Below are 20,197 nucleotides of genomic sequence, written 5' to 3' on the forward strand. Positions count from 1 at the left end.
TATCTCGATGGATCGTCGAATAGGGCGAATCTTTGGGGCGGTTGACCAATCCATGTTTTGTCGGATTGAAGTTAACCAAGCTTCATATGTTGCCCTCGATACTGTTCCAGATTTCGGCATCTAATAAGATCGACAGATCCCCCTCTCTAGATCTGATGACCTCAAGGCCGTCTGTTTGTAAATCTACAACGATCATCCCGTCTGGAGGTTCAACGTTAGTAAATTCCACACCAACAGTGGAATCTGCGTTGCCAAACCCACCAAAAACGACAATTCTTCCGGCGCTGACATAATCGTTTGTCTCGGGGTCTGTGTAATAGACGGTCGCGCCTTCCAAGCCTTCCTGAAGCTCTTGGATGCTCATTGCCCACCCTGCAGATTCGCAAGTTTCGCCAATTGGTGAGAACAAACTTAGATCTTCTTTACCGGTTGATCCGTTGCAATACTCGAAGTTATGACCGTTATCCCCAATGTCTGAAGGACTAATCCTGTAACCGCGCACAGGGGCATCGCTCCGAACTTTCGTAAGCACTTTGCGTTCAATTGTGGAAGCCGCGGTCGAAGCGTCTTGTGCGACCGCAGAACTTGCGATGAGAGATGTGATCACAACTACTATTGCTGAAATTGACGAACGATCACTTCGTTTGATCGAGGGAAGCGTAACAACCATCGGAAATCAGTCCTCGATTTTCTCAACAAAAGGAAGTGAGTGTTCGAAGTTGTTTCTAAGTGGTACAAATACCAATCTTGTTGGTCAATTAAGCTTACTACCTCCTTGGGAAAATTTCCACCTAATATTTCAGCGCTCGGAAGTGATCTCAGCTTTTCGCTGGCTACCCATCCGCCAACGAAGCTTGATGATACTGCAAAGATTATTGCGTAAGTGACCGTCAACACGACCAACGAGGAAGTCCAAGGGTTTGTCTTTAAATGGAGATGCTCTCTTAACTCCGAAAAAATTCGGATCAGCAGAAAAAAGTGGAGAACGGTGAAGAGCCCAGCGATAAGTATTTTCTCGGCTATCAATATTCCGCTAGGATCGGGGGGTGTTAACAGCCTCCAAAAAACGAAGAACGATTTCACTAGTGTTTCTTGAAAGCCTAGCTCTAGCTCGTTTACGGAAATCCCATAGAACTTATAGTAACCGTAAACATACCCGTAGCCGCTCAAATACAGAAAAGCCGTACCGACCGCAGCAATCAGTCCAAAATAGATTTCTCTCAATTTAATCCCCTAGTCTCAAGGGACACTTCAAAGCAAACGCATAAGCGAGTTTATTGATATTTCCTCAAAGACCTACGCGTGGCGTGTCAAAGGATACTAAAGAGCGTGAAAACCGGGCGTTGCCGCCCGGCCTATCTCTCAACCCCGTGGCGCGTTGGCCATTGCCGACCGCACTTCCTTTGCCAGGGCGATCGGGTTGTCCACCAGCCTCGGGTCGCGGCAGATATAGTTGGCGATGCTGGTCGCTTCCTGCGGGCTGTAGCCGGCCTCGACCAGCGAGTCGACGAAGTTCGGGTTCGCCTTGTCCCAGATCACTTCGGTCCACGGGCCGCGATAGCAGCTGACGAGAATATAGGTATCGGCCTTGGCAGTATCGGCCATCACGAGAAATGCCGCGGCAGCGGCGCACAAAGTTGTTTTGAACATGGGTCCCCACCCTGGTGATATGTCAGGCCAGCATAGCACGTGAGTCGCGCTTCTCTGAGTCAATTTTAAGAAAAAGGTTAATTTGCAACCGCAGAATCCGGCCGGGCAGGCCCGCTCTCTTCTGGATTGCGGTTATCCCGCGGCAAAGGTGCCGAAACACTTGGCTTTCGGGACTTATCCACAGGTATTTCCAGCGCGATATCAACAGGTTATCCCCAGGAAATTTTCATGCCGCAGTGCTTTTTTCTTGCCCGGAGGCGGTTTCGGGTGTGTCATTTGAATGACTGCATCGGGTCGCTGACCCGACGCAGCGCCGCAAAGGCCCCTCGGGACCGGCGCGGGCGGAAGCGGGGGTCGCACGACCTTATCGACCGCTCAAGCCAGTTCAGGCCGATGCACGGGGATGCCCGCGCCTTTCGGGGCCGGGGTGACCTGCGTATCGCCGGGTCGATGCAAACGGGCAGGGGCCTGTCCCTTGTTCGTAGCCAAGAGGCCTTCGGGCCTTGAGGCGGTCATGCCCGGCGACGGGTGTGGAACGGTGCCGTTGCCCTCGGGTGGCGGGATCGCCGACGGTCTCCATGAGGCCGGAGGCAAAGCTGGGCCGGATGCCCTTCGGGGTGATCGGTTCGGCAAAGGCGTCAGGGTGCGGGGTGAAACCCGCGATGCAAAGACCGCGTCTGAGCACCTGGCGCCTTTACTTTGTCCGATGCGCCGAATGGCAGTAGGTCGGAGCGCGAACGGGGTCCGTGGCCATTGGCCGCCGGACCCCGCTGTCAGTGATGCTACCGCGTCTAACACCTGTATCTCTGCGATATAGCGTGGTTTGGCGCCGGTCAACCAGATCTGGCGTCATGGATGACAGATTTCACCATATCTTCGCAAATCGGCCACAGCCCGCGCGCGGCAGGCGCCTGTGATCCAGATCAAGGCACGGCCCGGCGCGGCGCGTTATGCAGGACAGGCGCAACAGTACCACTCGGAGACCCGCCATGATCTGGTTGATGGTTATCTTGCACGTATTCATCGGATCCACCCTCGCAGGCTCGTTCGTCATCGCCGCGCTGGCGATGGGGCACGACACATTGGCCCCCATTCTGATCTCCGCCGCGGCGGGGTTCGCGGTGGCCTTCCCGGTGTCCTGGGTCGTGGCGAAACAGCTGTACCGGGCACGCTGACGCCGGGGAATTGGCACCGACGCAATCCCACCCGTTTACCGACGCTATACCGACGTCGTGTTTTCCAGCCATCCGCGCACGGCGGATTCGAACTCGCGCGGCCGCTCGGCATGCAGCCAGTGGCCCGCGTCCTTGATCTTGACGAAACTCGCGTCGGGGAAAAGCGCCTTGATACGGGGGCGGTACTCCCGCGCGACGTAGTCGGAGTCTGCGCCGGACAGGAACAGCGTCTTGCCGTCGAACCGGCTGTCCAGGTCCGGAAAGCCGAGGATCTTCGGCATCTCGGCTTCGAGCGCGTCAAGGTTGAGGCGCCATTTTTTCTCTTTCACGTCAAGTGATTGCGTGAAGAAGGGAATGAGCGCCGGATCGTCGACGATGCCTTTAAGCTGCGCCTCTGCGTCCGACCGCTTGGTGATCGCCGACAGGTCCACGCTGCGCATCGCGTCGATATATTGCGCCTGGCTGTGGCCATAGCCGACCGGCGCGATGTCCGCCACGATCAGCCGGTTCACCAGGTCCGGCCGGGTCAGCGCCAGCACCATCGACGCCTTGCCCCCCATGGAGTGCCCCAGCACGTCGATCGGACCGTCCGCTTCTGCCGCGATCACCTCGGCGAGGTCGGCGGCCATGTCCTCGTAGGAATGCGTGGAAAACCAAGGGCTTGTGCCATGGTTGCGCATGTCCACGGCCATGACCGGCCCACGGTCAGACAGGCGCTTGGCGATGACGCCCCAATTGCGGCCCGAGCCATACAGCCCGTGAGCGATGAGAAGTGGCGGTGCATTGCCGTCCGAGGCCTGATGAATGACGTTCAGCATGGATCAAGCCAATACACGCCATTGCTCCCGCAATCAATTGCACCTAGTGTGCGCCGCCAAGGGGTGCATTAAGTGATTGATCGCAAACAATTTGACGCGCGGCGCGAGGCGCTGGAAAAGCAGCTTCACGAAAAGCTGGGCCTCAGGGGCAAAACCCTGTCTGCGCGGCTGCGTCGGGCCGGGCGACTGTTGCCCAAGCGGCTTCGAGCGGAGGGGCGGTATCTGGTGGACGCGGAGCGAAAACTGTCGCATCCGCGCCTGGCGACACAGGTTGATGAAGCGCGTGTGGGCAAAGCCTTCGAGGCCATCGAGACGCACCTGAAAGCCATCGACCCGGTGGACCGGCGGCGGGGACGACTGATCCACTGGCTGGCCGGGCTGGTGTTCAACCTGTTGATCCTGGCCGCGATTGTGCTGGTCGCGCTGCGCTGGCAGGGCGTCATATAAAAACCCGCGCAAGCAAGGGCTTGCGCGGGTTTCAGTATCGGTCAGACCTTAATCAGAGGTTCGGGTATAGCGGGAAGCGGGCGCAGAGATCCGCGACCTCGGCCTTGACCTTGGCCTCGGCATCACCGTTACCATCCTCACCATTGGCCGCAAGCCCGTCGACGACCTCGACGATCCAGTCGGCGATCTGGCGGAATTCGGTTTCGCCAAAACCGCGCGTCGTGCCGGCGGGTGAGCCGAGGCGGATGCCGCTGGTGACGGTGGGTTTCTCGGGATCGAAAGGCACACCGTTCTTGTTGCAGGTGATATGCGCACGGCCCAGCGATTTCTCGGTCGCGTTGCCCTTGACGCCCTTGGGCCGCAGGTCGACCAACAGGACGTGGGTGTCTGTGCCGTGCGTCACGGTGTCGAGCCCGCCCTTGATCAGCTGGTCGCTCATCGCCTGCGCGTTGGTGATGACCTGCTGGATGTAGGACTTGAATTCGGGCCGCAGCGCCTCGCCGAAGGCGACAGCCTTGGCGGCGATCACGTGCATCAAGGGGCCGCCCTGGATGCCGGGGAAGATGGCGGAGTTGAACTTTTTCGCCAACGCCTCGTCATTGGTGAGGATCATGCCGCCGCGCGGACCGCGCAGGGTCTTGTGCGTGGTCGTCGTGGCCACATGCGCGTGCGGGAAGGGCGAAGGATGCAGGCCCGCGGCCACCAGGCCGGCGAAGTGGGCCATGTCCACGTGCAGGTAGGCGCCGACCATGTCGGCAATCTCGCGCATGCGGGCAAAGTCGATCCGGCGCGGCACGGCCGAACCGCCGGCGATCAGCAGCTTGGGCTGGTGTTCCTTGGCCAGCGCCTCGACCTGGTCGTAGTCGATCAGGTTGTCTTCCTTGCGCACTCCGTATTGCACGGCGTTGAACCACTTGCCGGACTGGTTGGGGGCGGCGCCGTGGGTCAGGTGACCGCCGGCGTCCAGGCTCATGCCAAGGATGGTGTCGCCGGGTTGCAGCAGGGCGGTGAACACGCCCTGGTTGGCCTGGCTGCCGGAGTTGGGCTGCACGTTGACAAAGCCGCAGTCGAAGAGCGTGCAGGCACGCTCGATGGCCAGGTTCTCGGCGATGTCGACGAACTGGCAGCCGCCATAGTAGCGCCGGCCGGCATAGCCTTCGGCGTATTTGTTGGTCATCACGCTGCCTTGCGCTTCCATCACGGCGGCAGAGACGATGTTTTCCGATGCAATCAGTTCGATCTCGTCGCGTTGGCGACCAAGCTCTTTCTTGATGGCTTCAGCGATATCGGGGTCGCGAGACGCCAGCGATTCCGTGAAAAAGCCTTCTGAAACAAAATCTTGATTTCCGTCATGCGCCATTGTTGGTGTCCTCCACATTGCGAGCCAAGCGATTTCGTATCGGAAACACCGTCTTTTTGGAAGGCGGTAATGCGACACATGGCACCCGCGGACCGGCATCGCTGGTACGAAGGCGCGAATTATGCTTCGATCAACTTCCAGAACAAATCAAGGTAGCCAAAATGGGCAATCCGCAGAAAATCGCCTTTGTCGCCAGCCGCGTGTCGGTCGCGCAGTCCGCGCGGGAAAGATTGGCAAAGCGGTTCGAGCATGTCGAGCCCGAGGACGCCGATGTGATCGTGGCGCTTGGTGGCGACGGGTTCATGCTGGAGACGCTGCACGATGTCCAGAAGCTGGGCAAGCCGGTCTACGGGATGAATCGCGGCACGGTCGGCTTCCTGATGAACGAATACAGCGAATCGGACCTGCTGGAGAGGCTGAACGAGGCCGAGGAGGAGGTCATCAATCCGCTGTTTATGTCGGCCACCGACAAGGACGGGCAGACGCACGAGGCGCTGGCGATCAACGAGGTGTCTTTGCTGCGGGCGGGGCCGCAGGCGGCGAAGTTGCGGATCACGGTGGATGGGCGGCTGCGGCTGGAAGAGCTGATCTGCGACGGGTGCCTACTGGCCACGCCTGCGGGATCGACCGCCTATAATTACAGCGCGCACGGGCCGATCCTGCCCATTGGCTCGGACGTGCTGGCGCTGACGGCGGTGGCGGCGTTCCGGCCAAGGCGGTGGCGCGGGGCGCTGTTGCCGATGAACGCGCAGGTGCGGTTTGATGTGCTGGACCCCGGCAAGCGGCCGGTAATGGCAGACGCCGACAGCAGTTCGATCCCGGATGTCTTGTCGGTCGAGGTGCGGTCCGATCCCACGATAAAGCACCGGATCCTCTTCGATCCCGGTCACGGGCTGGAGGAACGGCTGCTACGGGAGCAGTTCAGTTGATCAAAGCGTTTCGCTTTGAAACTGAGCCATAAGCGAAACGCTTTAGTAGAAGCCCACGAGTCGGACGCTGATATCGGCCCGATGGTCGCGCCCGAAGGCGACGATCCCGACGCTGCGGATGCTGTCCGCTATGGGCACGTCGCGCAAAAGGGTGCCCGAGGGCTTGAACGCCTCCAACGTCAAGCGAAATTCGCGCCAGTCGGACGTGACGTCGAAAGCGGCCTGATAGTATTGCCAGGGCAGGGAGGTGCCGGTGGTGCGCAGGTGCACGAAATAGCGTTGATCGTTGCCGCGGGCCTCTATCACCACACCGTCGGCATCGGTGGGCGGCGCTGCGTCGAGCTTGGTGCGGGTCTGAATGAAGCCGCCGTTATTGGCGGTGCTGACCTCGCCCGTCAGGCGCAGCACAGGCTGTCCCGCTTGGGATTCGACACGGGCCGCGCCCTGGCTGACGCCGCCCATGACCGTGTCGCCGACATAGGTCCAACGGCCGGGCTCGGACAGGGGCAGGCGCATGGACACCTCCTGGGTTTGGCTGGCCATGGGCCAGAGAAGGCAGGCCGCGGCGATCAGGGCGCGTCCAAACATGGCGACCCGTCCGGTCACTTGGCGAGGCCAAGGGTTTGCAGCGCATCGCGGATTTCGTCCAGGATGGCGGGATCGTCGATGGTGGCCGGCATTTTGAAGTCCTGGCTGTCGGCGATCTTGACCATGGTGGCGCGCAGGATCTTGCCCGAGCGTGTCTTGGGCAGGCGGTCCACAACCACGGCCAGTTTGAAGGCCGCGACCGGGCCGATCTGGTCGCGCACCAGCTTGACGCATTCTGCGGTGATGTCCTCGTGTGGGCGGTCGACGCCCTTGGTCAGGCAGACAAAGCCGACGGGCAGTTGCCCCTTGAGGTCGTCACTGACACCGATCACCGCGCATTCGGCCACGTCGGGGTGGCTGGCCAGCACTTCTTCCATCCCGCCGGTGGACAGGCGGTGGCCCGCGACGTTGATCACGTCATCGGTGCGCGCCATGATCCAGACATAGCCGTCCTCGTCGACCATCCCGGCATCGCCGGTTTCATAGTAGCCGGGGAAATGGTCGAGATAGCTTTTGCGAAAGCGGTCCTCGGCATTCCAGAGCGTGGGCAGGGTGCCCGGCGGCAGGGGCAGCTTGATCGCGATGGCGCCCAGCGTGCCGGGGGCGACGGGGTGGCCCGCATCGTCGAGGATCTGGATGTCGTAGCCGGGCATCGCCACGGTGGGCGAACCGATCTTGACCGGCAGCGCCTCGATCCCTGCGGGCATACCGGCGATGGTCCAGCCGGTTTCGGTTTGCCACCAGTGGTCATAGACCGGCTTGCCGGTCATTTTTTGCGTCCATTCAATGGTATCGGGGTCGGCGCGTTCGCCCGCCAGATAGATCGCATTGAGGCCCGACAGGTCGTATTTCTTGAGGTACTCGCCACGCGGGTCCTCGCGCTTGACCGCGCGGAAGGCGGTCGGCGCGGTGAAGAAGGACTTGACCTTGTGCTGTTCGATCACGCGCCAGAAGGTGCCGGCGTCAGGCGTGCCGACGGGCTTGCCCTCGAACACGATGGTGGTGTTGCCGTGAACCAGCGGCGCGTAGCAGATATAGCTGTGACCCACGACCCAGCCTACGTCGGACGCGGCCCAGAAGACGTCGCCGGGATCGACGTTGTAGATGTTCTTCATGCTCCAGTTCAGCGCCACGAGGTGGCCGCCGGTGGCCCGCACGACGCCCTTGGGCGCGCCGGTGGTGCCGGAGGTATAGAGGATATAGGCGGGGTGATTGCCCTCGACCGGCACGCAGTCTGCGGGTTCGGTGCCTTTCTGGAAATCATACCAGTCGACGTCGCGGCCTTCGGTCAGGGTGGCTGTCTCCTGTTCGCGCTGGAAGATCACGCAGAAATCGGGTTTGTGGGTGGCCTGCTCCACGGCGCCGTCGAGCAGGGGCTTGTAGTGGACGACGCGGCCCGGCTCCAGCCCGCAGGAGGCGGCGATGATGCACTTGGGCTTGGCGTCGTCGATCCGCACGGCCAGTTCATGGGAAGCGAAACCGCCGAAGACCACCGAGTGGATCGCCCCGATCCGGGCGCAGGCCAGCATCGCCTCGAGCGCCTCGGGGACCATGGGCATGTAGATGATGACGCGGTCGCCTTTTTCGACGCCCTTGGCCCGCAGAGCGCCGGCCAGGCTGGCGACGCGATCTTTCAACTCGGCATAAGTGATCTTTGTGATACTGTCGGTGATCGGGCTGTCATGGATGATCGCCACCTGGTCGCCGCGACCGGCCGCGACATGGCGGTCGACGGCGTTGAAACAGCCGTTCACCTTGCCGTCGCTGTACCATTCATAGTGGGGGGCCTCGGCGTCAAAAAGCGCCTTCGTGGGCTTTTCGTCCCAGTCGATGGCCTCGGCGGCCTGCATCCAGAAGCCTTCGGGATCTTTCTTCCAGCTTTCGTAGACGTCTTTGTATGCCATTGTATCCCCTCCACGGTCCTCGCGTTTCGTTTACGCCAGGGCAATGCACCGAAACAAGAGCGTCCGGGCGGCCCGTGGCACAATACCGCAAGCCGCCGGGGGAAGGGAATATCCCGGCTGCGTCAGCCGTAATGGGCCACCGGCGTGCCGGCGATGGCGGCCATGTTAAGCAATCCGCGCGCCGTGATCGAAGGCGTCACGATATGCGCCCGGTTTCCCATCCCCATCAGGATCGGTCCGACTTCCAGCCCGCCGGCCTTCATCTTGAGGATGTTGCGCACGCCCGAGGCGGTGTCACCGTTGGAGAAGAGCAGCACGTTGGCGGCACCCTCCATACGATTGTCCGGCAGAAGGCGCTGGCGCAGGTCGGGGTCGAGCGCGGCGTCGAGGTTCATCTCGCCTTCGTAGCAGAAGTTGCGCGGCTCGCGGTCGAGGATGCCGAGCGCCTCGCGCAGGCGGTTGCCGGAATCGCTGCCCTGGTTGCCGAACTGCGATTGCGAGCAGAAGGCGACGCTGGGCACGAGGCCGAACCGCTTGACGTGCCGCGCGGCACCGATGGCGGTTTCGGCCAGTTCCTCGGGCGTGGGCCGGATGCGCACATGGGTGTCGGCGATGAACAGCGGGCCATCCTCGAGGATCATCATCGACAGCGCGCCGTGCGGGTGATGTTCGGCGTCGCCCAGCACCTGATTGACGTAGTTCAGGTGCCAGCGATATTCGCCGAACGTGCCGCAAATCATCGAGTCCGCCTCTTCGCGGTAGACCATGATCGCGCCGATGGCGGTGGTGTTGGTGCGCATGATCGCCTTGGCAAGGTCGGGCGTGACGCCGCGGCGCTTCATGATGTCATGGTAAGTGGCCCAATAGTCGCGGTAGCGGTGGTCGCGTTCGGGGTTCACGATGCTGAAATCCTTGTCGGGGCGGATTTCCAGCCCGATGCGTTCACAGCGGGCCGCGATCACGTCGGGGCGGCCGATCAGGATCGGCAGCTCGGTGGTTTCCTCCAGGATCGCCTGTGCCGCGCGCAGCACGCGCTCGTCCTCGCCCTCGGCAAAGACGATCCGGCGGGCGGCGGTGGCCGCGGCCTCGAAAACCGGGCGCATCAGAAGCGCGGATTTGAAGACCGAGGCCTGAAGGTTGGCCGCGTAGGCGTGGAGATCCTCGATGGGGCGTGCGGCCACGCCCGAGTCCATCGCGGCCTTGGCCACGGCTGTGGGCACGACGCTGGAAAGGCGCGGATCGAAGGGTTTGGGGATCAGGTAATCGGGGCCGAAATTCATCGGCTCGCCCTGGTAGGCGGCAGCGGCCTCGGCCGAGGTGGTGGCGCGGGCCAGGTCGGCGATGGCCTCGACACAGGCGATCTGCATGGCGTCGTTGATATCGGTCGCGCCTACGTCGAGCGCCCCGCGAAAGATGAACGGGAAACAGAGCACGTTGTTGACTTGGTTGGGAAAATCGCTGCGCCCGGTGGCGATGATCGCCTTGGGGGCGACCTTGCGCACCTCGTCGGGCATGATTTCCGGCATCGGGTTGGCCAATGCCAGGATGATCGGGCGCTCGGACATGCGCGAGACGTGTTCGGGCTTGAGCACACCCGCGCCGGAAAGGCCAAGGAAGAGGTCCGCGCCATCGACCACGTCGTCAAGCGTGCGCAGGTCGGTCTTTTGCGCAAAGGCGGCCTTTTGCGGGTTCATATCCTCGGCGCGACCCTCGTAGACTAGGCCGTGGATATCGCAGAGCCAGACATTTTCGCGTTTTACACCCAGCTTCAGCAGCAGGTTGAGGCAGGCGATACCTGCGGCCCCGCCGCCAGTCGAGACGATCTTGATATCCTCGAAGGACTTTCCCGCCACGTGCAGCGCATTGGTGGCCGCGGCGCCGACGACGATGGCTGTGCCGTGCTGGTCGTCGTGAAACACGGGGATGTTCATGCGTTCGCGGCAGATCTTCTCGACGATGAAACAGTCGGGCGCCTTGATATCCTCGAGGTTGATCGCGCCGAAGGTGGGTTCCAGCGCGCAGACGATATCGGCCAGTTTCTCGGGATCCTGCTCGTTCAGCTCGATGTCGAAACAGTCGATGTTGGCGAATTTCTTGAACAGGACCGCCTTGCCCTCCATCACCGGCTTGGCGGCCAGCGCGCCGATATTGCCAAGGCCCAGCACGGCGGTGCCGTTGGTCACCACGGCGACCTGGTTGGCGCGGCTGGTGTAGCGGCTGGCGTCCGCTGGGTTGGCCTTGATCTCCAGGCAGGCTTCGGCGACGCCGGGCGAGTAGGCGCGGGCGAGGTCACGACCGTTGGCCAAGGGTTTCGTCGCCCGGATCTCGAGTTTGCCGGGCTTGGGAAACTCGTGATAGGTCAGTGCCGCCTGGCGCAGGGTTTCGTTCGCATTGTCAGCCATGAGGTCCCTCTGCGGAAATTAGTTTAAGGCTAAACTATATTGGATTTGGTGGATGTGCCACCCCTGATCGTGCCGGGTCACAGTTAGCTTGCATATCGATGCGTGGCGACGCAATCTTTAAACGGCGACGACATGGGTAGGAAGCCGGGAGGCGGGATGAGTTTGCTGGAAGAGGCGCAGCGCGTTCGGGACAATGCCTATGCGCCCTATTCGGGCTTCAAGGTCGGTGCGGCGCTGAAAACACCGTCCGGGCGCGTCTTTACCGGCTGCAACGTGGAGAACGTGGCCTATCCCGAAGGCACCTGCGCCGAGGCCGGGGCCATCGCCGCGATGATCGCGGCGGGCGAGACCCGCATTGCCGAGATCGTGGTGATCGCCGACAGCCCCGAGCCGGTGACGCCCTGTGGCGGATGTCGGCAGAAACTGGCGGAATTCGGCGACGGCGACATGCCGGTCACGATGGCCACCTTGGGCGGTGCGACGGTCACGCGGGCCCTGAAGGAGCTGTTGCCCGGGGCCTTTGCAACGCATCACATGGTCAATGGCTGACCGTTGGAGACGCGCAGTGTCATAGCGGCGATACGCGATGGGAACGCGGTGTCCGACGCGGCACTCGGGGGCTTCGTGAAGGGGCTGGCCGATGGCGGCGTGAGCGATGCGCAGGCCGGGGCCTTTGCCATGGCGGTCTTGCTGAAGTCACTTGCGCCCGAAAGCCGCCGCGCCCTGACGCTGTCGATGCGCGACAGCGGACGGATCCTGCGCTGGTCCACCGACCGGCCCGTTCTGGACAAGCACTCGACCGGCGGGATCGGCGATTGCATCAGCCTTGTCCTTGCGCCGGCGCTGGCGGCCTGCGGGGCCGCGGTGCCGATGATTTCCGGCCGCGGGCTGGGGCATACGGGAGGTACGCTGGACAAGCTTGAAGCCATCCCGGGTGTCAGCACCGAGCTGGAGACGGCGCGGTTGCAGAAAATCGTTCAGGAGGTCGGTGTCGTGATCGCCGCGGCTAGTGCGGATATCGCGCCCGCGGACCGACGGCTTTACGCGGTGCGGGATGTCTCGGCCACCGTCGAAAGCATCGATCTGATCACCGCCTCGATCCTGTCCAAGAAACTGGCGGCGGGGCTGACCGGGCTGGTGCTGGACGTCAAGCAGGGCTCGGGCGCCTTCATGAAGGATCTGGAAGCGGCCCGCGCCCTGGCCACGTCGCTGGTGGAAACGGCGAACGCGGCGGGCTGCCGGTGCAGCGCGCTTGTCACCGACATGGATCAACCCTTGGCGGCCTCGGCGGGCAATGCGCTGGAAGTGGCCGAAGCCATGCGCGTTCTGACCGGCCCGACCGAAGGGCGCCTGGAGAAACTGACCTGCTATCTGGGGGGCGAAGCGCTGTACCAGGGCGGGCTGTATGACACCGCGGCGGACGGTGCGCGGCAGATCCTGAAGGTGCTGAGAAACGGGCAGGCGGCAGAGATGTTCGGCCGGATGCTGCGGGCCTCGGGCGGACCGACGAAATTCGTCGACAGCTGGGCGCGGTTCTTGCCGGAGGCCACGATCATCCGGGAAGTCCCGGCGCAGGCCGCCGGCTTCGTCGCGAGCATTGATGGCACCGCGCTGGGACGCGCGGTCATCGCGCTGGGCGGCGGTCGGCAGGTGGAGACGGACCGAATCGACCCTGCGGTGGGCCTTTCGGATATTCTGCCGCTGGGGGCCGAGGTCGCGCCGGGGCAACCCTTGTTGCGCATTCATGCCAGCCGCGCGAGCCATGCCGACGCAGCCGAGGCCATCGTGCGCGACGCCATTGATATCGATATCGCTGCACCGGCGGAGAAACCGCTTGTGATCGAGCGCGTCGGGCCATGAGCCGCGCGTTCCTGGTGGTGATGGATTCCGTCGGCGTCGGCGGTGCCCCGGATGCGGACAGGTTCTTCAACGGGGCGGTGTCCGATACCGGGTCTAATACAGTGGCGCATATCGCGCAGGCTACGCCGGGTGGGCTGCATCTGCCGAACCTGGACCGATTGGGTCTGGGCGCGGCGGTGACGCTGGCCTCTGGTGAAGATGCGCGGGGCCTGGGTGCGGCACCCGAGGGGTTGTGGGGGGCGGCAGATGAATCATCGCCCGGCAAGGACACGCCGACCGGGCATTGGGAGTTGGCCGGGCTGCCCGTGCCGTTTGAATGGCACGTCTTTCCCAAGACCGTGCCGGCCTTTTCCGAAACGGTGACAGACGCAGTAAAGGCTGCCTGCGGGGTCGAGGGGATACTCGGGAATTGTCATGCCTCGGGCACCGAGATCCTTCAGGCGCTGGGGGCCGAGCACATGCGCACGGGCTGGCCCATCTGCTATACCTCCATCGACAGTGTTTTCCAGATCGCCGCACACGAAGAGCGGTTCGGGCTGAAACGCCTGCTTGCGCTGTGCCGGACCCTTGCGCCGCTCTTGCACGAGATGGGCGTGGGCCGCGTGATCGCGCGGCCGTTCGTGGGGTCCGAAGCCGACGGGTTCGAGCGCACCACCAACCGCAAGGATTTCGCAATGCCGCCGCCCCGGCCCACGCTATGCGATTGGGCCAGGCAAGATGGGCGCAGCGTGCATGCAATCGGCAAGATCGGCGATATCTTTTCCATGCAGGGGATCGACGATGTCGTCACCGGCAGTGACGCGGCATTGATGAGCGCTTTGCAAACGGCCGTGCGCGAGGCGGAAGACGGCAGCCTGACATTCGCCAATTTCGTGGAGTTCGACAGCAAATACGGCCATCGGCGCGATGTCGAGGGATATGCGCAGGCGCTGGAGCGGTTCGACGCGGGCATCGGCGCGTGTCTTGCCGCGCTGCGGCCCGAGGACCTGATGCTGATCACCGCCGATCATGGCAACGATCCGACATGGCCCGGCACCGATCACACGCGCGAACGCGTGCCGATTTTGGCTGCGGGCGTCGGTGCGCACAAGGCGGGCCTGGTCGATTTCGTCGATGTGGCGGCCAGCGTCGCGGCGCATCTGGGGCTGACGCAGCACGGGCCCGGTCGGTCTTTCCTGCCCTGAGCTCTGCGTTGCCCTTTGCCGGTTTTTCTGGAAATAACGTCTCAGCCCTGACCAGCCCTGCCAAACGGAGCCGAAATGCAAGATCATCTGACCATCGTCACCCATCCGCTGGTGCAGCACAAACTGACGTTGATGCGTGACAAGCACACGCCCACGGCCGTGTTTCGCCAGCTTCTGCGGGAGATCAGCCAATTGCTGGCATATGAGGTCACGCGTGAGTTGAAGATGACCACCCAGACCATCGAGACACCGCTGCAGGAAATGGACGCGCCGGTCCTCGCAGGGCGCAAGCTGGCGCTGATCTCCATCCTGCGGGCGGGCAATGGCCTGCTGGACGGGATGCTGGAGCTGATCCCCTCGGCGCGGGTCGGATTTGTCGGGCTTTACCGGGACGAAGACACGCTGAAGCCCGTGAAGTACTATTTCAAGGTGCCGGAACAACTGGGCAAGCGGCTGACGATCCTGGTGGATCCCATGCTGGCCACCGGCAATTCCTCTGCCGCGGCGGTCGACATGGTGAAGGAGGCGGGCGCCACGGATATCCGGTTTCTCTGCCTGCTGGCCGCACCCGAAGGCGTGGCCCGGATGAAGCAGGCGCATCCCGATGTCCCGATCATGACGGCGGCCCTTGACGAGCGGCTGAATGACATCGGGTATATCCTGCCGGGGCTAGGTGATGCGGGCGACCGCATGTTCGGCACCAAATAGGCTAAAGACTGTTTACTCACGAACAATAATCAGGCAATCTTTCTCCAGCTGTCTTGGGGGCAAAATGAGACTGACGCGTGTTCTGGCGATAGCTGCAATCGCCACCACTGTCGCGCACGGCGGAGCCGTGGCACAGAGTGATTCCGGTGCGAGAGTTCCGGCCGAGTTTCCGCCAGCAAGCTATACCGGGCGGCAATATGTGGACAGCCGCGGATGCGTTTTCATCCGCGCGGGAATCGACGGGCAGACCACGTGGGTGCCGCGCGTCACACGCGGGCGGAAGGTGATCTGCGGGTTCAAACCCTCGACGACAACAGCCACGGCGTCGGCCGCTCCGGCCGCGAGGCCACAAGCCGCGCAACAACCCGAAGTCATCACGGTGCCGCAGCAGGCGACCGCCGCGGTGAAACCGGCACCGACGCCGAAACGCACGACCACCACGAAAACGGTCAGGCGCAAAGCGCCGTCTACCCAACCGGCCCCCAGTTCGACCGCATCCGCGGTTTCGCCCAAGGTGGTCAAGGTGACGCCCCAGGTGGCTGCGGCTTCGAAGCCCGCACCGAAGCGGGTCACGAAGACCGAGCGGGCGGTGCGCAATCAGCCTGCATGTCAGGGCGCCAGCGCGGTGTCGCAACGCTACTTGCAGAAAAAGGGCAATCTTGCCGTACGCTGCGGGCCGCAAACCTCGCCCCACGCGAACATCATTTCCGGTGGCTCCGGCAGCGGTACTGCAATCCGTGTGACAAGCACGGCGCCCGCGACGGTGATCCATACCGCGACGAGCCATAGCCCTCAGGCGGCCCCCGTCGTTCGCTCCCCCGTCGTTCACGCGCAGGCCGTTCGCGTGGCCCCGAAACACGTCTACGAGCGCCAGATCAGCAGCACCCGTGGCGTATTCGTGCCCGAAGGATATCAGCCCGTCTGGGAGGATGACCGGCTGAACCCGCAACGGGCGCACCAGACCTTTGCCGGCAAAGCGCAGATGGAGGTGGCCTGGACCAAGACCGTGCCGCGTCGTCTGATCGACCGCTGGACGGGGCGCGAGGTGACGCACAAATACCCCGGGCTTCAGTATCCCTACACCAGCTTCGAACAGCAGCGGGCCGCCGGTGTCATCGTCGCCACCCGCGGCGAGATGGTGCCGGATCCGATCACCGTCGTGCGCAGCGGTGACGGTCGTGTAAGGACGATCAAGCGCACACGCAACGTGACCGGTGAAGCGCCGCGCGCCGAGGCGGTCAAGCCGACGATTTCGACCCGGTCGGCAGCACCGAAGCCCGTGGCCAAGGCGGCAAGCCACCGTTACGTGCAGGTCGGCATTTTCAGCAAGCCGGGCCTCGCCAGAAATGCGGCACAGCGCCTTGCCAATGCAGGGTTGACCGCACGGATGGGCAACACCACCCACAACGGCCAGGCTTATACGTCGGTCGTGGTTGGTCCATTCGGCACGCAGTCACAGCTTCAATCGGGGATGCAGGCGGTGCGCCGCGCGGGATACCCGAACGCCTATTACCGCAAGTAAAGCATTCTGCGGGCTCAGCCGCCGCAGATGCCCTGAAGCCGCAGCCAGTCCGCGTCGCTGAGGATCGGGGGGGGCACTTCGGTCGCGAAGGGATCGGCCTCGATCAGGCCGAGGGTGCTTTCTCCGGTGACATCGACGGCATAGGCATAGGGCGTGGACCGTACGGACCAGGCCCGAAAGCCGTTCAGCATGGTTTCGTCCGGCAGCGGCGCCTGCGCACGGGTTAGCAGGTGCTGGGCGTAGTCGGCCAGCACCTCTTCGGGCAGTTCGCCGGTGGTCAGAAGGCGGATGCCGTCCCAGGTGCCGGCGAACTGCAGCAGGTCGTCGATCGGGTCGTACAGGCTGGCCCGCAGGCGCTGCGCGACGATATAACCCGCAAGCACGTCCGGCTCTTCGTAATCCTCGACGAGGCTGCGCCCCAAGAGGATCGTCTTGCCCGGCAGCGCGACGGCCCCTTTCACGCCGTTGCGCATCACGTCGAGCGTGCCGGGATCATCCTCTGCAGGTAGCCGCCTGGCCAGTACCGCGAGAGCGCCACGGCCCTCGGGCCCGTTGCAGGGCGGGCCGGTGACCCGTTCGATATGACGCCGCAGGGATTGGCCGATATCCTCGCGCTTCACGTCGGGCAGGACCCGTGTGGCGTGCTCTCGTACCGCACCGGGCAGCCACAGGGTCGCCAGCGCCCCGACGGCCGCGAGACTTCCCAGGAAGATCACCAGGCGAAGGCGCCCCGGGTGCGGTCGCGCGCGTTCGACGGCCGCGCGGAGCTTCTCGATGGCGTCGATCACTTCGACGGCATCGTCGCCCAGTTCGAGCACCTCGCCAGGGTCGCCGTCGGGATGATAGAGAGCGGGGCGCTTGCCTGGATTCATCCGCGATATCGCGGCGAGCGACCAGTGGGTCAACGGTTGTTCCCGGCGGTCCAGGATCGTGAGCGTCGCGTCACCCAACGACACGTACACATCGACGCGCTGCGAGTCCGGGGATGCCCGCCACAAGCCGGAAGCTTCCAGCCGTTCATATTCGCTCAGCGCCGTCATGTCGCGTGGGCCTGCTCTGCCTCGTTAACGCGGTTGGTCGAGCATATCACGCCGATACGCAAGCGGGCAATTGCCGATGACACCGCGATCCAGGCGCCTTGCGCCCAACCGAAGCCGGAGGGGGCGCGAGGCCCTGTGCAAAGGCGGACGGTTCTATTTGAACGCCTTGCGAAGTTCGAATTTCTGGATCTTGCCGGTCGATGTCTTGGGCAATTCCTCGAACACGACCTTCTTGGGGCATTTGAAGCCCGCCAGCCGTTCGCGGCAGAAGGCGATCAGGTCGTCCTCGGTCACCGTGGCGCTTTCCTTGACCTCGACGAAGGCGCAGGGCACCTCGCCCCATTTCTCGTCGGGCATGGCCACCACCGCGCAGAGCAGCACGGCCGGATGCATCATGAGCGCGCCTTCGACCTCGACCGAGCTGATGTTCTCGCCGCCCGAGATGATGATGTCCTTGGCCCGGTCGGCGATCTTCAGGTAGCCGTCGTCATGCTGGTAGGCGATGTCGCCGGAATGGAAGTATCCGCCGCGGAAGGAGTCCTCGGTGGCCTTGGGGTTCTTGAGATAGCCTTTCATCACCGCGTTGCCGCGGATCATGACCTCGCCCTGCGTCTCGCCATCCATCGGAACCTGTTCCATGGTCTCGGGATCGAGCGCGGTGATGTCGTCCATGAAGGGCATCAGGACACCGGTGCGGGCCTTGATGGCATAACGCTCTTCGTCGGGCAGGTCGTCCCACCGGCTGTGCCACATGCATTCGGTGACGTGGCCATAGGTTTCGGTCAGGCCGTAGACCTGCGTCACGTCAAAGCCCAGCGGCTCGATGGCACGCAGTGTGGCGGCGGGGGGCGGCGCGCCGGCGGTGAACACGCTGACCGCATGGTCGAACTCGCGCCGCTCGGCGTCCTTGGCGTTGACGATCATGTTCAGCACGATGGGGGCGGCGCCGAAATGGGTGACGCCTTCGTCCGCGATGGCGTTGTAGATGTTGGCCGCGGTGATGTCGCGGCAGCACACCACGGTGCCGCCGACCATCGGCATGGCCCAGGTGTGGTTCCAGTTGTTGCAGTGAAACAAAGGCACGATGGTCAGGTAACGCGCGTGGCGGGGCAGGGGCCATGTCACCGCTGTGCCCATGGTCAGAAGGTAGGCACCGCGATGGCTGTAGACCACGCCCTTGGGCCGCCCGGTGGTGCCGGAGGTATAGTTCAGAGCGAGGCTTTCCCATTCGTCCTCGGGCATGATCCACCGGAAGTCGGGGTCGCCGGTTTCAAGGAAATCCTCGTAGAGCTGGTGATCGCCATAGGGCTTCACGCCGGCCTCGTCATCAGGCACCTCGATGATTTTTGGCGCGGGCCCGTCCATCTTGTCGATCGCCTCGAGCGTGGTGGACAGGAATTGCGGATCGACCAGCACCACCTTCGCCTCGCCGTGATCGAGGATATAGGCGATGGTATCGGCCTCGACCCGGGTGTTGATGGCGTTCAGCACGGCGCCGCAGGCCGGCACGCCGAAATGCGCCTCGGCATGGGCGGGGATGTTCGGCAGGATCGTCGCCACCACGTCGCCGGGTTCGACGCCGATCTTTTGCAGGGCGGAGGCAAGGCGCGTCACGCGCTCGTAGTACTGGGCATAGGTCTTGCGAAAGCTGCCATAGACCAGCGCTTCGTGATCGGCAAATACATGGGACGCGCGCCGCAGATGCGACAGGGGTGTCAGCGGAACGTAGTTCGCGTGATGCTTTTCGAGACCCGTCTCATCCTTCATCCAACCCATGTCAGGCTCCCTTGTGGCGCATACAGTCTGATCGGCAGGAGGTATCGCGTATTTCCATGCCGAACGCAAAGCCGTTTCGTGCGGACGGCAATCTTTCCAAGCCCTGCGCGATCGCCTAGCGTTGCGGCATGATCATCTCCCCCGGTCGCAACTATATCTTCGTGCATATCCCCAAGACGGGTGGCACGTCGCTGGCGCTGGCGCTGGAGGGCCGCACAATGCGGGATGACATCCTGATCGGCGACACCCCGAAAGCCAGAAAGCGGCGGAGGCGGATCAAGGATGTGAAGAGCGCGGGCCGTTTGTGGAAACATTCCAGCTTGGCGGATATCGACGGGCTGGTGACGCGTGACTTCGTGGCATCGGCCTTTTCATTCACGCTGGTGCGCAACCCCTGGGACAGGGTGGTCAGCTATTATCACTGGCTGCGGGTGCAAGACTTCGATCACCGGGCCGTCGCCCGCGCCAAAGCCAACGATTTCAGCGGGTTCCTGAACGCGCCGGACATGCAGGCCTCGATCCGGGCCGCGGATTATGCAAGCTACATGCGTCTGGCAAATGGTGCGGAACCTGCAGCGCTTTTCATCCGATTGGAGCATTTCCAGACCGACGCGGAGCCCTTGTGGCAGCATCTGGGGTTCCGGCTTGCCTTGCCGCACGAAAATCGTTCGGACCGCGCCGCCGACTACCGCGAATACTATACCGAGGCCGATGCCGAAGTGGTGCGCCGGATGTGCGCGCGTGACATCGAAAGGTTCGGTTATCGATTTTGAACCGATTTCGTTTCAGATTTTAGCCTTGTTTTCGGAAAATGTTGCGAATGGCGTCGCGGCG

Annotated in this window: 19 protein-coding genes; 9 read left to right on the top strand and 10 right to left on the bottom strand. The window is 63.0% G+C overall.

Annotation, left to right across the window (positions count from 1 at the left end):
• Positions 1 to 82 precede the first annotated feature (82 nt).
• Together ACQY4V_RS01605 and ACQY4V_RS01610 are read right to left on the bottom strand one after the other, a co-directional pair.
• Positions 83 to 670 carry a hypothetical protein gene (locus ACQY4V_RS01605; protein ID WP_428515203.1) on the bottom strand — a complete coding sequence of 196 codons (588 nt, stop codon included), beginning with the start codon at positions 668 to 670 and terminating at the stop codon, positions 83 to 85.
• Positions 671 to 1,362: 692 nt separating this feature from the next.
• On the bottom strand, positions 1,363 to 1,650 hold the full coding sequence (locus ACQY4V_RS01610) for a hypothetical protein (RefSeq protein WP_152491478.1): 288 nt from the start codon (positions 1,648 to 1,650) through the stop codon (positions 1,363 to 1,365).
• Between the two features lie 989 nt (positions 1,651 to 2,639).
• Here ACQY4V_RS01610 and ACQY4V_RS01615 point away from each other — a divergent pair.
• Positions 2,640 to 2,825, top strand: coding sequence for a CTP synthetase (locus tag ACQY4V_RS01615; RefSeq protein WP_152491479.1), 186 nt, complete (start codon positions 2,640 to 2,642; stop codon positions 2,823 to 2,825).
• 44 nt (positions 2,826 to 2,869) lie between these two features.
• Here the strand turns inward: ACQY4V_RS01615 and ACQY4V_RS01620 are convergent, their stop codons facing one another.
• Positions 2,870 to 3,643 carry an alpha/beta fold hydrolase gene (locus ACQY4V_RS01620; RefSeq protein WP_428515204.1) on the bottom strand — a complete coding sequence of 258 codons (774 nt, stop codon included), beginning with the start codon at positions 3,641 to 3,643 and terminating at the stop codon, positions 2,870 to 2,872.
• Between the two features lie 72 nt (positions 3,644 to 3,715).
• Here ACQY4V_RS01620 and ACQY4V_RS01625 point away from each other — a divergent pair, with 72 nt between their 5' ends.
• Positions 3,716 to 4,090: a hypothetical protein gene (locus ACQY4V_RS01625; protein WP_428515205.1), complete on the top strand. Its 375-nt coding sequence runs from the start codon at positions 3,716 to 3,718 to the stop codon at positions 4,088 to 4,090.
• Positions 4,091 to 4,142: 52 nt separating this feature from the next.
• Here ACQY4V_RS01625 and glyA read toward each other — a convergent pair whose 3' ends face one another.
• Positions 4,143 to 5,450: a serine hydroxymethyltransferase gene (gene glyA, locus ACQY4V_RS01630; RefSeq protein WP_428515206.1), complete on the bottom strand. Its 1,308-nt coding sequence runs from the start codon at positions 5,448 to 5,450 to the stop codon at positions 4,143 to 4,145.
• A gap of 161 nt (positions 5,451 to 5,611) precedes the next feature.
• On the opposite strand from glyA, the gene ACQY4V_RS01635 reads away from it, so the two are divergent.
• Positions 5,612 to 6,379, top strand: a complete 768-nt coding sequence (locus tag ACQY4V_RS01635) for an NAD kinase (RefSeq protein ID WP_428515207.1) — start codon at positions 5,612 to 5,614, stop codon at positions 6,377 to 6,379.
• A 42-nt stretch (positions 6,380 to 6,421) separates the two neighbouring features.
• Here the strand turns inward: ACQY4V_RS01635 and ACQY4V_RS01640 are convergent, their stop codons facing one another.
• The 3 genes from ACQY4V_RS01640 to ACQY4V_RS01650 form a co-directional block, all read right to left on the bottom strand.
• On the bottom strand, positions 6,422 to 6,967 hold the full coding sequence (locus ACQY4V_RS01640; RefSeq protein WP_428515208.1) for a CIA30 family protein: 546 nt from the start codon (positions 6,965 to 6,967) through the stop codon (positions 6,422 to 6,424).
• A 14-nt stretch (positions 6,968 to 6,981) separates the two neighbouring features.
• Entirely contained in the window at positions 6,982 to 8,871 is a 1,890-nt protein-coding gene (gene prpE / locus ACQY4V_RS01645) for a propionate-CoA ligase PrpE (protein WP_428515209.1), read from the bottom strand.
• A 122-nt stretch (positions 8,872 to 8,993) separates the two neighbouring features.
• Entirely contained in the window at positions 8,994 to 11,273 is a 2,280-nt protein-coding gene (locus ACQY4V_RS01650; protein ID WP_428515210.1) for an NADP-dependent malic enzyme, read from the bottom strand.
• A 156-nt stretch (positions 11,274 to 11,429) separates the two neighbouring features.
• On the opposite strand from ACQY4V_RS01650, the gene ACQY4V_RS01655 reads away from it, so the two are divergent.
• The 4 genes from ACQY4V_RS01655 (at position 11,430) to upp (ending at position 15,025) form a co-directional block, all read left to right on the top strand.
• On the top strand, positions 11,430 to 11,822 hold the full coding sequence (locus ACQY4V_RS01655; RefSeq protein ID WP_428517327.1) for a cytidine deaminase: 393 nt from the start codon (positions 11,430 to 11,432) through the stop codon (positions 11,820 to 11,822).
• A gap of 3 nt (positions 11,823 to 11,825) precedes the next feature.
• On the top strand, positions 11,826 to 13,133 hold the full coding sequence (locus ACQY4V_RS01660) for a thymidine phosphorylase (RefSeq protein WP_428515211.1): 1,308 nt from the start codon (positions 11,826 to 11,828) through the stop codon (positions 13,131 to 13,133).
• Positions 13,130 to 14,317 (top strand): phosphopentomutase, encoded by a 1,188-nt coding sequence (locus tag ACQY4V_RS01665; protein WP_428515212.1) that lies wholly within the window; start codon positions 13,130 to 13,132, stop codon positions 14,315 to 14,317. The genes ACQY4V_RS01660 and ACQY4V_RS01665 overlap by 4 nt, the downstream gene beginning before the upstream one ends.
• 75 nt (positions 14,318 to 14,392) lie before the next feature.
• Complete coding sequence (upp, locus tag ACQY4V_RS01670) at positions 14,393 to 15,025, top strand: uracil phosphoribosyltransferase (protein WP_420558290.1); 633 nt, start codon at positions 14,393 to 14,395, stop codon at positions 15,023 to 15,025.
• Positions 15,026 to 15,205: 180 nt separating this feature from the next.
• On the opposite strand, the gene ACQY4V_RS01675 is transcribed toward upp, so the two are convergent.
• Positions 15,206 to 15,622, bottom strand: coding sequence for a hypothetical protein (locus ACQY4V_RS01675; RefSeq protein WP_428515213.1), 417 nt, complete (start codon positions 15,620 to 15,622; stop codon positions 15,206 to 15,208).
• Positions 15,623 to 15,869: 247 nt separating this feature from the next.
• On the opposite strand from ACQY4V_RS01675, the gene ACQY4V_RS01680 reads away from it, so the two are divergent.
• Positions 15,870 to 16,547, top strand: coding sequence for an SPOR domain-containing protein (locus tag ACQY4V_RS01680; RefSeq protein WP_428515214.1), 678 nt, complete (start codon positions 15,870 to 15,872; stop codon positions 16,545 to 16,547).
• Positions 16,548 to 16,561: 14 nt separating this feature from the next.
• Here ACQY4V_RS01680 and ACQY4V_RS01685 read toward each other — a convergent pair whose 3' ends face one another.
• Complete coding sequence (locus ACQY4V_RS01685; RefSeq protein ID WP_428515215.1) at positions 16,562 to 17,545, bottom strand: hypothetical protein; 984 nt, start codon at positions 17,543 to 17,545, stop codon at positions 16,562 to 16,564.
• Between the two features lie 195 nt (positions 17,546 to 17,740).
• Positions 17,741 to 19,363 carry an AMP-binding protein gene (locus tag ACQY4V_RS01690; RefSeq protein ID WP_428515216.1) on the bottom strand — a complete coding sequence of 541 codons (1,623 nt, stop codon included), beginning with the start codon at positions 19,361 to 19,363 and terminating at the stop codon, positions 17,741 to 17,743.
• Between the two features lie 128 nt (positions 19,364 to 19,491).
• Here ACQY4V_RS01690 and ACQY4V_RS01695 point away from each other — a divergent pair, with 128 nt between their 5' ends.
• Entirely contained in the window at positions 19,492 to 20,136 is a 645-nt protein-coding gene (locus ACQY4V_RS01695; RefSeq protein ID WP_428515217.1) for a sulfotransferase family 2 domain-containing protein, read from the top strand.
• Positions 20,137 to 20,197 lie beyond the last annotated feature (61 nt).

It is taken from the genome of Roseovarius sp. (assembly GCF_965277045.1).
Classification (GTDB): Bacteria; Pseudomonadota; Alphaproteobacteria; order Rhodobacterales; family Rhodobacteraceae; genus Roseovarius.